Annotated in this window: 16 protein-coding genes; 6 read left to right on the plus strand and 10 right to left on the minus strand. The window is 60.3% G+C overall.

Annotated elements, in window-relative coordinates:
* Position 1 precedes the first annotated feature (1 nt).
* From J2X76_RS04925 to J2X76_RS04955, 7 genes are read right to left on the minus strand one after another with little or no spacing between them, the layout of a single operon-like run.
* Complete coding sequence (locus J2X76_RS04925; RefSeq protein ID WP_113131413.1) at positions 2-340, minus strand: flagellar hook-basal body complex protein FliE; 339 nt, start codon at positions 338-340, stop codon at positions 2-4.
* A complete protein-coding gene (flgC, locus tag J2X76_RS04930; protein WP_113131412.1) occupies positions 337-756 on the minus strand; it encodes a flagellar basal body rod protein FlgC in 420 nt (139 codons plus the stop codon). The genes J2X76_RS04925 and flgC overlap by 4 nt, the downstream gene beginning before the upstream one ends.
* 4 nt (positions 757-760) lie before the next feature.
* Positions 761-1,147 carry a flagellar basal body rod protein FlgB gene (gene flgB, locus J2X76_RS04935; protein WP_113131411.1) on the minus strand — a complete coding sequence of 129 codons (387 nt, stop codon included), beginning with the start codon at positions 1,145-1,147 and terminating at the stop codon, positions 761-763.
* A gap of 53 nt (positions 1,148-1,200) precedes the next feature.
* Positions 1,201-1,773, minus strand: a complete 573-nt coding sequence (locus tag J2X76_RS04940) for a flagellar protein (protein WP_113131410.1) — start codon at positions 1,771-1,773, stop codon at positions 1,201-1,203.
* A 7-nt stretch (positions 1,774-1,780) separates the two neighbouring features.
* Positions 1,781-3,178, minus strand: a complete 1,398-nt coding sequence (gene fliI, locus J2X76_RS04945) for a flagellar protein export ATPase FliI (RefSeq protein WP_113131409.1) — start codon at positions 3,176-3,178, stop codon at positions 1,781-1,783.
* Between the two features lie 22 nt (positions 3,179-3,200).
* A complete protein-coding gene (gene flgF, locus J2X76_RS04950; protein WP_113131408.1) occupies positions 3,201-3,938 on the minus strand; it encodes a flagellar basal-body rod protein FlgF in 738 nt (245 codons plus the stop codon).
* 1 nt (position 3,939) lies between these two features.
* On the minus strand, positions 3,940-4,719 hold the full coding sequence (locus J2X76_RS04955; protein WP_310213764.1) for a DUF1217 domain-containing protein: 780 nt from the start codon (positions 4,717-4,719) through the stop codon (positions 3,940-3,942).
* A 200-nt stretch (positions 4,720-4,919) separates the two neighbouring features.
* Here J2X76_RS04955 and motA point away from each other — a divergent pair, with 200 nt between their 5' ends.
* From motA to J2X76_RS04985, 6 genes are all read left to right on the plus strand, one after another.
* Positions 4,920-5,789, plus strand: coding sequence for a flagellar motor stator protein MotA (gene motA, locus J2X76_RS04960; RefSeq protein ID WP_113131407.1), 870 nt, complete (start codon positions 4,920-4,922; stop codon positions 5,787-5,789).
* Positions 5,789-6,742, plus strand: coding sequence for a FliM/FliN family flagellar motor switch protein (locus tag J2X76_RS04965; RefSeq protein ID WP_162732482.1), 954 nt, complete (start codon positions 5,789-5,791; stop codon positions 6,740-6,742). Before motA ends, J2X76_RS04965 begins: the two co-directional genes overlap by 1 nt.
* 73 nt (positions 6,743-6,815) lie before the next feature.
* The gene (gene fliN / locus J2X76_RS04970; protein ID WP_113284409.1) at positions 6,816-7,415 is read left to right on the plus strand and encodes a flagellar motor switch protein FliN; all 600 of its coding nucleotides are present in this window, start codon (positions 6,816-6,818) and stop codon (positions 7,413-7,415) included.
* Between the two features lie 28 nt (positions 7,416-7,443).
* A complete protein-coding gene (gene fliG / locus J2X76_RS04975) occupies positions 7,444-8,496 on the plus strand; it encodes a flagellar motor switch protein FliG (protein WP_113131404.1) in 1,053 nt (350 codons plus the stop codon).
* A 228-nt stretch (positions 8,497-8,724) separates the two neighbouring features.
* On the plus strand, positions 8,725-9,804 hold the full coding sequence (gene flhB, locus J2X76_RS04980; RefSeq protein ID WP_310213768.1) for a flagellar biosynthesis protein FlhB: 1,080 nt from the start codon (positions 8,725-8,727) through the stop codon (positions 9,802-9,804).
* A 5-nt stretch (positions 9,805-9,809) separates the two neighbouring features.
* On the plus strand, positions 9,810-10,244 hold the full coding sequence (locus J2X76_RS04985; protein ID WP_113284408.1) for a hypothetical protein: 435 nt from the start codon (positions 9,810-9,812) through the stop codon (positions 10,242-10,244).
* 49 nt (positions 10,245-10,293) lie between these two features.
* On the opposite strand, the gene visR is transcribed toward J2X76_RS04985, so the two are convergent.
* The 3 genes from visR to fliF all read right to left on the minus strand — a co-directional run bounded on the left by visR (position 10,294) and on the right by fliF (position 13,852).
* A complete protein-coding gene (visR, locus tag J2X76_RS04990) occupies positions 10,294-11,040 on the minus strand; it encodes a transcriptional regulator VisR (RefSeq protein WP_113131402.1) in 747 nt (248 codons plus the stop codon).
* 13 nt (positions 11,041-11,053) lie between these two features.
* Positions 11,054-11,770: a transcriptional regulator VisN gene (gene visN, locus J2X76_RS04995; protein WP_310213772.1), complete on the minus strand. Its 717-nt coding sequence runs from the start codon at positions 11,768-11,770 to the stop codon at positions 11,054-11,056.
* 411 nt (positions 11,771-12,181) lie between these two features.
* On the minus strand, positions 12,182-13,852 hold the full coding sequence (fliF, locus tag J2X76_RS05000) for a flagellar basal-body MS-ring/collar protein FliF (protein ID WP_113131400.1): 1,671 nt from the start codon (positions 13,850-13,852) through the stop codon (positions 12,182-12,184).
* Positions 13,853-13,988 lie beyond the last annotated feature (136 nt).

Raw genomic sequence — 13,988 nt, forward strand, 5'->3', positions numbered from 1 at the left:
TCTAGATCTGCATTTTCGTGACTTCGAGATAGGCGGAGACGATCTTGTCGCGCAGCGCCATGGCGGTCTGGAGCGACTGTTGCGCTTCAAGGACCGCATCTACGACTTCACGGGTATTTGCCTTGCCCTGGATGGCCTTGAAAGACATCGATTCCGCGCCCTTGAGGCTGTTCATCGTGTCGGTCGCCATGTTCGCCATGACGCTGGAGAAATCCATGCCGGTATTCTGGCCGGGCGTGGTGGCGATGCCGCCGGCGAGCGTGGAGCTGCCGGTGGAGCCGATCTCGTCGATGCCGTTCGACAGCGAAAGGGAGCTAACGTTTTGAATCTTGTCGATCATTGTCCGGCCTTCAGAAGGTCAATCGTCGCAGCGATCAGTTCGCGCGTCTGCTTGATGGTCTGGATGTTTGCGTCATAGGAACGATTGGCTTCGCGCATGTCGGCCATCTCGATCAGCATGTTGACGTTGGGCAGCTTGACCATGCCCTTGGCGTCGGCGGCCGGATGGGACGGATCGTATTCCTCGATGAACTTGGAGCTGTCGTTGCCGAGCTTCTTGACCCCGACCACGTCCACGCCGCTTGCCTTGTCCAGCTGCGCGCCGAAGGTGATGGTCTTGCGGCGGTAGGGGTCCGCACCCGGCGTGTCGCCGGTGGAGCGGGCGTTGGCGATGTTTTCGGAAACGATGCGCAGACGTGTCGACTGCGCCTCCATTCCCGATCCAGCTATCTTCAGGGAGGCTGAAAGCGGATCCATTTGCTTACCTCTTCACTAACGTCAGCATCATGCTGTGAAACGATTTCACCAGTCCTGTGCTCAATTCGTATTGGCGCTTGATTTCACCCGTCTTGGTCAGCTCGTCGGCCAACGAGACGGTATTTCCGGATTCCTGGACACCGATTTCCTCGTTGAGTTCCGACGGCTTGATGTCGACCTCATCGCTGAGGTCGTTGCTGGCAAAATGGGCCGGGTTGGTGCGGGCCATCGGGATATGCGTGCGGTCCAGCACCGAATTGAAAGGCGTAATGTCCTTAGCCTTGAACTTCGGCGTATTGGCATTCGCGATATTGCCCGCAACGACTTCCTGACGCACTGAGAGCCATTCGGCCTGCCGGGATGCCATTTCGAACAATTGAATCGGTTGCATAGGCTTATCTCCATCTTCTGTCCGGAGACTATGCGAGTAAGCTTGCGTCGGACTTACGGGCGAGCACTTCCGCCCGTGTCCCGATAAACTTCTCCGCTGGAAGTAATGATCACCCACTTGCCGTCCCGTTGTTCGAGCGTCGCAAGCTTGCTGTTGTCGGGCAGGACCGAACCGACCCGCACCAGATACATTCCCGAGCCGTCTTCGATAAGGGCGCGGCCGTTGGCCACATGGAGCAGCCGGAAATTGCCTTTGCCCGGGAAGGGCTGCTCTTCCTGCAGATTGCCGTTGTTGCGCGTCTGGCCGATCGACGATGTCGTGGCCGTCGTCAGACCATCCATAGGCTCGACCGGCTTTACCCAGTCATCCTTGGAACTGTCGGTCATGGCGAGCGGCGATACGCTGACGACCGGCCGACCGATACCGGGCGGCAGATCGCGCGTGCGGCCGAGGGCTTCCGTCCGGATGCCGAACTTGTCGGCATTCAGGAAGACATACCAGGGAAAAAAGGCGGAGGCGGCAGCCAGGCTGATGCCCGTGGCCACCAGAATCTTGTCGCCCAGGCGCGACTGAGCCTCATCCGACTTCGATTGAGCCGCCGCTTCCTGGTTGTTCTTGTCGCTCATCGAATAATCACCTTCTTGCTATGGCCGTCTGCGGGTTGCCCTGTCCGGCCGCAGCCCGGAGCGCATTGGCCAGGTCCGCATAAGCGTCGAGCGTCGGCTTTTCCGCCGGCGTCTGCTTCAAGACCTCGTAGATCACCGGAACCTGCTTGATCGCCATGTCGAGATCCGGATCGCTGCCGGCGCGGTAGCCGCCGATCAGGCGCAGGTCGCGGGTTTCCTCGTAGCGATGCACCAGGGATTTCAGGCGCGACACCAGCTTTTCCTGATCCTCGGTCCAGGCCTTGCGGGCAAGACGCGAGATCGAGGCGAGCGGGTTGATGGGCGGATAGCGGCCTTCCTCGGCGAGCGAGCGGTCGAGAACGATGTGACCGTCGAGAATGCCGCGGGTCGAGTCGGCGATCGGGTCGTTGTGGTTGTCACCATCGACGAGGATCGAGATGATCGCCGTGATCGTACCCGCGCCCTCGACGCCCGGACCGGCGCGCTCCAGCAGGCGCGGCAATTCTGTGAAGACGGAGGCCGGATAGCCACGGGCGATCGGCGGTTCGCCGGCCGCGACCGCGACCTCGCGGATCGCATGGGCGAAGCGGGTGACGCTGTCGGCGATGAACAGGACGTTGTCGCCCTGGTCGCGGAAATGTTCGGCGATGGTGATCGCCACCAGCGGCGCCATCTTGCGCAGCATCGGGCTTTCGTCGCTGGTCGCGACGATGGCGATCGATTTCGACATGTTCTCGCCGAGCGTATCCTCGATGAATTCGCGCACTTCGCGGCCACGTTCGCCGACCAGCGCGATCACCACCTTGTCGAAGGCGTCGGCTCTTGCGAGCATCGACAGGAGCGTCGACTTGCCGACGCCTGAGCCGGCGAAAATGCCGAGACGCTGGCCGAGGCAGAGGGGCGAGAAGATGTCGATCGCCCGGACCCCGGTCCTGAAGCCCTTTTCGACGCGGCTGCGCGTCATCGAGGGCGGAGCGGTATTGGCGATCGAGCGCGGATGGAGCCCGCGGACGATCGGACCCTTGCCGTCGATCGGCTCGCCGAGGGAATTGATCGTGCGGCCGCACCAGCTGTCGTCCGGCGCGACGCGGAAGGCGCCCTTGCGAATCACCGTATCGCCGATGCCGATCGGCTCGCCGGGTTCGATCGGGCAGACATAGATGATGTCCGGTTCGACCCGCACCACTTCGCCGAGATGGATGCCCGTCGCGCTGCGGTGCGCGACGAATTCGCCGAGCCGCACATGTTTCGACAAGCCCGCGACGGTGTAATGCCCTGCAGCGATGGTCCTGACATGACCACCATGGGCGACGGAGAAGGCCGGATCGGCATAACGCGCCGAAAGACCGGCAAGCTGGGCCAGCTTGCCGCCGTTGACTGCATCGAGGATAGCCGCTTCCATCATGGTGGGCCCTGTTTCCTATCGTTTAAGCGTTGGAACCGCCGAGTGTCTTGATCGCATCATCGAGCGAAGTCTCGCTGTCGCGCATCAGCGAAGAAATGCTTTCGAACGCGCGGTTGACCTGGATGAGCTGGGTCATCTCGCTGATGCCGTTGACGTTCGAGCCTTCGAGATAGCCCTGCACGACGGAATTCTCGATGCCTTCGAGAACAGGCTGCGGGGTATCGACGGTGATGACGCCCGAGTTGTCGTGGCGGACGAAGCCCTTGCTGACGTCTGCCGTGAACAGACCGAGGCTGGCGACCGGCTGCTCGTTCTGCCGGATGATGCCGTCGGAGCCGACGGTCGGGGGACCGCCGTCGCGGTTGAGCTGGATCGGGGCGCCACCGGAATCGAGAACCGCGTAACCGCGGATCGAGCGGAGCGCGCCGAGCTCGTCCATCGTGAAACGGCCGTCGCGGGTCAGCACCTTGCCGGCGGGCGTATCGATTGCGAACCAGGCGTTGCCCTTGACCGCAAAGTCGAGCGGGTTGCCCGTGCGCTGCATTTCACCGGTGCGGGTCGAGAGATAGTCGTTACCCTGCGTCACGAACGCGACCTTCGCGCCGATGTCGTTCTGGGTCTTGCTCATGACCTCGTCGAACTTGACCTCCGTGGAACGGAAGCCGACGGTGTTCATGTTGGCCATGTTGTCGGCGATCGTGTTCAAGCGGCGCTCGAGCGCGATCTGGGAAGAGATGCCGACGTAAAGTCCGGACTGCATATCATTTGCCTCCGAGTTTCAGATTGTTGATCGAGATCAGAAGGTCCGTGGAAATTCCGCTCGAGGACGGGGAATTGAAGACGGCGAGCGGATCGTAACTCTCGGTGGGATTGTTGATCTCCCACATGGCCGTGAACCGCTCGAGGAATTTGTTGACCTTGGCCGGATCCTGGAAATCCTCGATCTTGACCGTGTCTTCGATGTATTTGGCCTGACGATCGAGGTCGGCACCGATCATGTCGGAGGACATGCCGAGTGCCGTGCGCATGACTTCCGACAGCGCGTCATCGGCGAGGACTTCCATGCCGGACTTGATCGTCGGCGCAGTGCGCTCGAAATACAGCGCGAGCCGGACGCCCATGTTGTCGGCGCCTGCATCCTCTTCCAGCGTCTGACGCTGGAACTTGTCGACGACGCCCTTCTGGGCCTTGTCGAAGGAGGTGGCTGTCGTGCCGTAAGCGGCAAAATTGAGGGACTCTGCCAGCTGCGCATAGCGGCTGTCGGAGAGCTGGTTGGCGAAGTCCGCCTTGTTGTCGGTGCCTTCGGTCAGGACCTTGCGGATGAACGCCTTCGCATAGGCCATGTCCTCGAGACCGTGGGCCTTCAGCGCGTAATTGTAGACGCGCGTATCGGCCATGAAATCGTCGATGGTTTTGATACTGCCGATCTTGGAAAGATAATATTCGGTCTCGCGGGCGACTTCCGGCTTTTCGGCGACGCGCTCCAGCGACTTCGTCATGTCGCGGCTGATCATTGCGTAGCTGGTATAGGTCGTAATCACGGTCGCTCTACCCAAGTCCGCGGAAGCGGCGGACATCGCTGCGGAGCGGGCAATCCGGTCCGATCCTGGGCAGAACTAGGCTCGAAGACTTGTGCGAAGCTGTTCGGGGCCTGCTTTTATGAGCGGCTTCACAGCCAGCTTCACGCAAGCCAGAAGCCTTATCCCCAAGACAAACGAAAACGATCGGGCACAGGTACGCGATGAATATTATTATCGGCTTTGTCATCACCGTTGGCTGTATTCTCGGCGGCTTCATGGCCATGGGTGGCCATATCAACGTTCTCATCCAGCCTTTCGAGCTCATGATCATCGGCGGCGCCGGTCTCGGCGGCTTCATCATGGCCAATCCGATGAAGGTCGTGAAGGACAGCGGCAAAGCGCTCGGCGAGGCGTTCAAGAACGCAGTTCCGAAAGAGCGTAACTACCTCGACATTCTCGGCGTGCTCTATTCGCTGATGCGCGACCTCAGAACCAAATCGCGCAACGAAATCGAAGCGCATATCGACAATCCCGATGAATCGCCGATCTTCCAGCTTGCTCCGACGGTCCTGAAGAACAAGGAACTGACGGCCTTCATCTGCGACTACGTTCGACTCATCATCATCGGCAATGCCCGCTCCCACGAGATCGAGGCGCTGATGGACGAAGAAATCAATACGATGTTCGCCGACAAGATGAAGCCCTACCACGCGATCACCGCGATGGGCGATTCGTTCCCGGCCATCGGTATCGTCGCGGCCGTTCTCGGGGTTATCAAGGCGATGGGCAAGATCAACGAATCGCCGGAAGTTCTCGGCGGCCTCATCGGTGCGGCTCTCGTCGGCACCATGCTCGGCATCTTCCTGTCCTATTCGGTCTGCAACCCGCTGACCTCGCAGATCAAGATCGTCCGCACCAAGCAGCATCGCCTGTACATCATCGTCAAGCAGACCCTGCTTGCCTACATGAACGGCTCCGTGCCGCAGGTCGCGCTCGAATACGGACGCAAGACGATTTCCAACAAAGAACGGCCCTCGATCGACTCGGTCGAGCAGGAAATGATGAATCCTGGTGGAGAAAAGGCGGCATGATGACGTCGAACCAAGCAACTCAATCAACCGCGTCAGGCATGGACCTGGCGCTCCTGGCAAAACTGACCGGAGGTCTCGGCGACAAGAAGACCGTCGAGAAGATCAGCAGCGAGTTTGCGCAACTCTATGCGGAATTCCTGCCGGACGTCTTCCACAGCGAAACCGGCATCCGGATCGGCGTCTCCTATGTGAGCTGTACGTCCGGCCTGATGACCGACCTCATCGCCGATCTCGGCGATGGTTTCGCGCTTTCCGACGGCTCCCTGCGCAACTGGTCGCCGAACTTCGTGCTCGGTTGCGGCAACAGCTTCGTGATCGCGCTCATGGAGCTGATGCTCGGTTCTGCGCCGAACACGATCGAGCAGCCGATCGAGCGGCCGCTTTCGGATATCGAGCTCGACCTCGCCGTGATGGTCTTCGAGCGCATCGCCAACGTGCTGCGCTCGGGCGTCAACGCCCCGGGTGGCTTTGAAGCAAGCCTTGAACGGCCCCACAACGCCGAAGACCGCCCGAGGCCGGACGATCTGGCGCGCCCGGAATTCGGGGTTTCCATCCGCATGGCATTCGAGCTCGGTTCGGTCACGTCCGAATTCGCCCTCGTCATCCCGCAGCGCGCGTTCCTGAAGACCAAGGTCACCGCGCCGAAATCGAAGGCTCAGGGCTCCAAGGCCAAGCAGGAATGGACCGACCGCATGAACGATCAGGTACGCCGTTCTCATGTCACCCTCGAAGCCCGCATCCGGCTGCAGAAATTGACGCTCGGAACGATCTCGCGCCTCGCCGCCGGCGACGTCATCGCCTTCCAGGACAAGCGCGATGTGCAGGTTCAGGTCAGTGCCAACGGCCGTGACATGTATTCGTGCGAATTCGGCCGGTCCGGCGAGCGCTATACAGTCCGCGTAAAGGATAACATCAGCACGGACGACGAGATTCTCCAACACCTGATAGGCTAGATCCGCGGCCAGCCGTTGCCGGTTTTTTTCGCCAAGGCAGGCTGACGCAAGTTTCAACAGGAATAATCACCGCATGGCTACGAAGAAGACACCTCTCACCGATGACGACTCGCTGATGCCGCTCGGCAATGACGCCGATCTGGATCAGGCCATCGACGATCTGCGCGGCGTCTTGAAGACGGATGCCGATGGCGGCGTGCCGGGCTTCGATGCGGATTTCGGCGCATCCGCAACCAGTGATTTTTCGGCCGACGCTCCTTCATTCGGCGGCGGTTTCGAAACACAGGCGGACACATTCGGCGGCGGAAGCTTCGGCGGCGGTTCCGGCGGCCTCGGCGGCGCGAAAAGCTTCGGCGGCAATGATTTCGGCAGCTCGCCATCCAGCAGCGCCGCCTATCAGGAACCGGGCAGCGCGCTCAACGCCAATCTCGACCTGATCATGGATATCCCGATCGACGTCGAGATCGTGCTCGGGACGAGCCGCATGCAGGTCTCCGGCCTGATGACCCTCGAGGAAGGCGCGACGATCGCGCTGGACAAGAAGATCGGCGAGCCGGTGGAGATCGTGGTCAACGGACGCCGCATCGGCAAGGGTGAGATCACCGTGCTGGAAAATGACGAAACGCGTTTCGGCGTAAGACTGACGGAAGTACTGAGCACGAGAAGAACCTGATCCCGGTTTGGGACAGAGAAGGAAGACCATGATGGACTTTGAGGATTTCGGTGCCGGCGCCCTCTCCACAAAACCGTTGTCCAAGGCCGAAAAGGCCGCGGCAGTGCTCCTGGCTATGGGCAAGGGCGTCGCCGGCAAGCTTCTCAAATATTTTACCCAGGCCGAGCTGCAGAATATCATTGCCTGTGCTCAGACGCTGCGCGCGATCCCGCCGGACGAACTCCTCGAACTCGTCAACGAGTTCGAGGACCTGTTCACCGAGGGCACGGGTCTCATGGACAATGCCGCGGCGATCGAAGGCATTCTCGAAGCGGGGCTGACGCCGGAAGAAGTCGACGGCCTGCTCGGCCGCCGCGCCGCGTTCGACGACTACCAGGCCAATATCTGGGACCGCCTTCAGGACGCCGATCCGGCATTCGTCGGCAAGTTCCTGTCGCGCGAACATCCTCAGACGGTCGCCTATATCCTTTCGCAGATGCCGTCGATGTTCGGCGCCAAGGTTCTGCTCCAGCTTCCCGACAGCCGCCGCGCCGATATCATGAACCGCGCCGTCAATATGAAGGAAGTCAGCCCCAAGGCTGCCCAGATCATCGAAAACCGGGTGATGGAACTGATCGCGGCAATCGAAGCGGAACGCAACTCGAACGGCTCGAACAAGGTCGCCGAGCTGATGAACGAACTCGACAAGAGCCAGGTCGATACCCTGCTCAACTCGCTCGAGACGATCAGCAAGGAGTCCGTCAACAAGGTCCGCCCGAAGATCTTCCTCTTCGAAGACCTCATGTACATGCCGCAGCGCAGCCGCGTCATGCTGCTCAACGACGTTGCAGGCGACATCCTCACGATGGCGCTGCGCGGCGCCACCAACGAGATCAAGGAATGTGTCCTCTCGGCGATCAGCCCGCGCCAGCGCCGCATGATCGAAAGCGATCTCGCGGTCCAGAACATGAACCTCAATCCGCGCGAAGTGGCGATCGCCCGTCGCGCGATTGCGCAGGAAGCGATCCGGCTCGCCAATTCGGGCCAGATCCTTCTCAAGGAAGAAAAGAAGGAAGACGACAAGGCCGCCGAGGCCGCCTGACCTGCCCACCAAGGCAGAAGAGCCGAGACACGAGGAACAAAGCGGAGCGGGAAAACATCCCGCTCCGTTTTCGTTTCAGCCCGCCCTTCCCGGTTATTTTCCAACCGCCCACAGTCTTTTTGTTGACTCGATTAGCGGCTAGCAGGCGATCGGATATCATTGCGGCTGGCGGCGGCCGATTCGTTTGAGCCACGTCCTCGCAACCGGAAGACCGATTGGTTCAACGCCGTGTCCGACGACGATAAAGACAGTAAAACAGAAAACCCGACCGCCAAACGAATGTCGGAGGCGGCGGACAAGGGTAACGTCCCTGTCTCCCGGGAAGTGCCGCTTTTCGCCTCGATCCTGGCATTCTACGTCTACCTCGTCTTCTTCCTGCCCTCCGGCATCGCAAAGATGGCCGAGACGCTGAAGGACCTGTTCGAGCAGCCGGATCAATGGAGGCTCGAAAATTCCACGGACGTCGTCTCGCTGAGCGTGCATCTTGGCTGGGCAATCGCGGCGTTCCTGATTCCGGTGATGCTGCTGTTCATCATTTTCGGGCTTGGCTCCTCGTTCGCCCAGAACATGCCCTCGCTGGTCCTCGAACGCGTGCGGCCACAGATCTCACGCGTCTCGCCTTCCAAGGGCTTCGGGCGGATCTACAGCGTCCCCGGCTTCGTCGAATTCGCAAAATCGATCTTCAAGATCCTTGTCGTGGCGCTGATCATGTATTTCGCCCTGCGCCGCGAATATTTCTCGACGCTCGACGCGATGTTCTCGGAGCCGCAGGTCATTCTCGTCAAGCTGGACGAAGTCGTCCGCAGAATGGTGATCGTCGTCGTCATGTCGGCGGGTCTGCTTGCCGTCGTCGACGTGCTGTGGACGCGTTACCACTGGTACAACGAACTCAAGATGACCAAGCAGGAGGTCAAGGACGAATACAAACAGGCGCAGGGCGACCCGATCGTCAAGCAGCGCCAGAAATCGGTGGCGCGCGACCGCGCCCGCCGGCGCATGATCAACAACGTGCCGCGCGCAACGCTGGTGATCGCCAACCCGACCCATTTTGCCGTGGCGCTGCGTTACGTGCGCGAGGAAAACGACGCTCCGGTCGTCGTTGCCAAGGGCCAGGACCTGATTGCGCTCAAGATTCGCGAAATCGCCGAGGAAGCCGGCATCCCCGTTTTTGAAGATCCGCCCCTGGCGCGCTCCATGTTTGCGCAAGTCTCGGTGGATAGTGTCATTCCGCCAGTCTTTTACAAGGCTGTGGCAGAACTCGTGCACCGGGTCTACGCTTCCCGGTCGCTCAACAAACGGACACGCTGAGCGTCATGATGAAATCTACCTATTCCACCGAACGAGAAGAAATCGTCGCACAAGCAATCAGCCCGGTGGCTTCGGAACTTCGCCTGCTCGATGCGGGTGATCTCATCTCACTTTTACGTCTTGAGTGCCACAGCAGTCTCGCCGACCTCGTTTCTTCGGCAGCCGAACTCTATTTCCATCCGGGCACCGTCAGTTTCGGTGCAGGCGGCGACTACAAGCTGGAATGGAACGGCAAACCGGAAGTCGTTCTCGACCTGGAAATCAAGCCGCGGGGCGTTTCGGTCTACGCGCGCCTGACGCTGGCCGACCAGCAGGCAGGGCTAGAGATCGATCACATTGCCTTCCAGGCCCCCTTCGAAGATCCCCATGACAACACCGCGTTCCTGGAAAAGAGCCTCCAGGAAGCCAAGTTCGTGAAGACCAGCAGCTCGCAGATCTGAGGTTCCGAGACCCGGCGACGGCTTTTCGGTCAGAACCGGGCAAAATGGTTCAGTGGATGTAGCCGAGCCGGATCGCCTTAGCGATCGCCTGGATGCGGTTGACCGAATCGAGCTTGATGGTCGCCGAACCGAGATAGGCGTTGACCGTGTGGACGGAAAGGCCGAGCTTTTCGGCAATTTCTTCGCTGATACGACCGTCGCCCGCCAGTTGAAGACAGGCTATTTCGCGTTCGCTCAGCGATTCCGCCGGAACGCTGCGGCGTTCGTCAAGCGCCAGCAGATCCATGACCACCTGGCAGCTTCTGACATGCTGGTCGATGATGATATCGCTCACCAGCTCCATCGAGGTGCCGAAGAAGGCGACGTAGCCGTTGCCGAGAGCACCGAGGCGCACCGGGAAAGCAATCCCCGAAAACGGCACGGCACCCGCTTCCAGCCGATGCGTCAGGGGCGAGAATTCACCGGCATCCGCAAAGCTGGTATTTTCCGATCCGTTCCAGATCAGCGGCAGAAGCGACGTTTCGATATGGTCCAGCAGCGCCTCGCCATAGGCGCCGACAAACTGATTGCTGCTTTCGAGCGCGCCGGCTCCCCAGTTCTCAAGCTCGCAGACGAGCTTGCGCTTGTTCGGCAGGCCAGCGCCGGCGACCCGGAAAACCGCAAAATTCCGCGCCTTCAGATTTTTCTGCATGGCAATGAGCTTGGGAAAGATGTCCGAGCGGCTCGATGCGCGCTGGAGACGCAGATACTGGATGCTCCCAGGTCCATCTGCCGTGCCGCTGCGCGAATAACCCATTGAGCTTATTTTCCTAAACTAGGTTGTTGCGAACCGCGTAGGCTATCGCCTCGGAGCGCGTTTTGGTTGCCGTCTTGCGCATCACGCTGGTAATATAATTGTTGATCGTATTGCGGGATATGCCAAGGATGACCGCGATCTCGTCGCTGGTCTTGCCCTCGGCGATCCAGAACAGACATTCCAGCTCGCGTTCCGTCAGTTCGAAATCGCGTTCGGTCCGGGCGTCTGCGTTCTCTCCGAAGCTGGCGCCATAGGCGGCGAACAGGCCAACCTCCCTCAGCCGCTCCTGCGACAGGATGATACCGTCCTGAAACAACAGCATCAGCGAGAAACGCGTCCTGCCGACGCAAAAGGTCAGGGCGCAGTACTGCCGGCTGATGTCATCCGGCGGCACGATATCGTCGGGCAGAAGTGCAAAGCTCGGAGTCAAAAGCGAGAGGCATTTTTCGAGCTCGGTGGAGCGCGCGTAACCGCTTGCCAACTCGGAGCCAAGGCGCCGCACCAGATCGAACGGCCAGTTGGAGGTGACTATGAAGTCGAGGCCCTGTTCCTGAATGAGGTCGTAACGGGCCAGCAGAAAATGAGAGGCGCCGACATAATCGGCAAGCAGACGCATGACCGCCTGGACGTTGTTGGAACCCGCCAGAACCGAAAGACGGCGGACCAACTGCTCACGCGATATTCCCCTGGAGCCGGCGGACTCCGCATAGGAGCGCCCCTCCGTCATCATTTCTACCCCCGACAACTCCATTCGCTATCTGCTCCCCGCCGGGTGGCGCATTCATCATGAATGCGCGCATCGCGGCATATTGCAACTTTCATACAACCCCTCCCCCACAGAAACGATCCCCGAATTAGACGAATTCACCAAAGGACACTGTTTACAGTCGCTTCACTCGTCATCCATGCCGGGATTCCCGCCAGCTCCACCCTCCTGGAACCTTCGGAAGTCGTTGTACGAATCAAAGGCATTGTAGGAGACACTTGGCGAATTACCATCGCCTCGACACCGGATTTCCCCAGTTGCGCCACATTCATGTTGATTCGCGCATGGACAAATCGGCCAAGTGCGCGTCGGGGCTGAACAGAAATGGGCCGGACAAGGTCCGGCCCATTGCGATCATATTTTCGTGATACCCGATCAGGCTGCCTTTTCGAGGGCCCACTTGCGGAGAATTTTCGCCGCACGCTCTTCGGAGATCTCGACCATCCGGGCAAGACGCTTTTCCGGGCCTTCCTTGACGCGGCGATTGAAACCGTCGTCGTCGCCGCCACCCAGCATGTCGTTCGAGCTGTCGAAGCCGAAATCGGAACCGAAGCCGTCCATGAGCGCCGGAGCGCCGGTCGTCGGAGAGAAGTCCGGCAATTCGAGGCCGGCGCCCTCGGTCGCGTCGCCGACGCCATTGGTGCCGCTGACGGTGCGGATGAGCGGACGGAGACCGAGCCAGACCACCAGGAAGGCAACCAGGACGAAGGCAAGCGAGTTGATGATGCCGCCGACATTGCGGCTCAGCATGTCCATGATGCCCGGACCGCTGGCGGCCTCGTCGAGAAGCTGGTTTTCGAGGAAGTCCATCGCCGTCAGGGTCACGACGTCGCCACGGCCCGAATTGATGCCGGCGGCGGATGCGACGATCTTCTGCATCTCGGCGAGATAGGCGTCGACCTTGGCCTGGTCGGCCGGCTCGCCGACCATTTTCGCGATCCGGCCCTTGTTGACGACGACGGCGACCGAAACCTTCTCGATCTGGTAGCTGTTGCGCGTCGTGGCGACGGTCTTCTGGTTGATTTCGTAGTTGGTCTGCTCTTCCTTCTTGTCGGACTGATCAGACGATTTCGGACCATTGGCGCCACCCGGAGGCGGAGCGGCCTGCGGCACGTTCTGTTCCACGGTGGTGGCGTTGTCGTCCTGGCTCTGCTGGGACTTCGACGCTTCCTTCGTGGTGCGGACCGAACGCTCGACGCGTGAGTTCGGATCGAACACGGTCTCGTTGATCTGCTGGCTGTCCGTATTGAGCGCCGCCGTGACGCTCGACCGGAAATTGTCCATGCCGAGGAAGGGCGCCAGCGCCTTGTCGATGTTGTTCTCGATTTCCTGCTGAACGTTCTGGACGATGCTCAGCGACTTGTTCATCTCGCTGCCGCCGTATTCGTCGCCGGATGCGAGCAGCTGACCGGTCGAATCGAGAATGGTGACGTCGTCGACATCGAGGCCCGGAACCGCCGAAGCGACGAGGTGGCGGATGGACGAAGCAGCCTTGCGGCCGGTCGTGGAGGCGGCCCGGATCATCACCGATGCGGTCGGCTTCTGTTCGCCGCGGCGGAAATTGCCGACATCCGGCATGACGATATGGACGCGGGCGGCATTGACGCCGCTGATCTGCTGGATCGATCGGCCGATTTCACCCTCAAGGGCGCGAACGCGGGTGACTTCCTGCATGAAGGAGGTCAGGCCGAGAGAACCGACATTGTCGAAGAGTTCATAACCGGCATTGGCGCTGTTCGGCAGACCGCGCTCGGCCAGCAGAAGCCGGGCCTTGCTGGTGGATCCGGCCGGAACCTGAAGGCTCGAACCGTCCGTGCCGACCTGGAAAGGCATGTTTGCCTCTGCCAGCGCAATGCTCACCTGGTTGAGGTCGGCCTTGTCGAGGCCGACATAGAGCGTCTCGTAACCGGGCTTGTTAACGAAAAGGGCGGCCGCAATAACGATCGCAATTGATATGACGCCGACAGCGCCCAAAGCAATAAGTCGCGTCTGACCTAAACCGGCCAGATTTTTAAAGACTTGTGAAAATTGAGCCAACAGATTCATTCTGTTCCCACATCGCCAACTTGGTATTCGAGCCCATGCCCAGTCGCACCTTAGAAAGCGAAGCTTGTGCGAGCGTTTCGCTGGCGCATGGATTTGACGATTGTGGAGGGATTGGGAGGCTAGCGATTTCAGACGG

The sequence above is a fragment of the Neorhizobium sp. 2083 genome, from assembly GCF_031455615.1.
Classification (GTDB): domain Bacteria; phylum Pseudomonadota; class Alphaproteobacteria; order Rhizobiales; family Rhizobiaceae; genus Neorhizobium.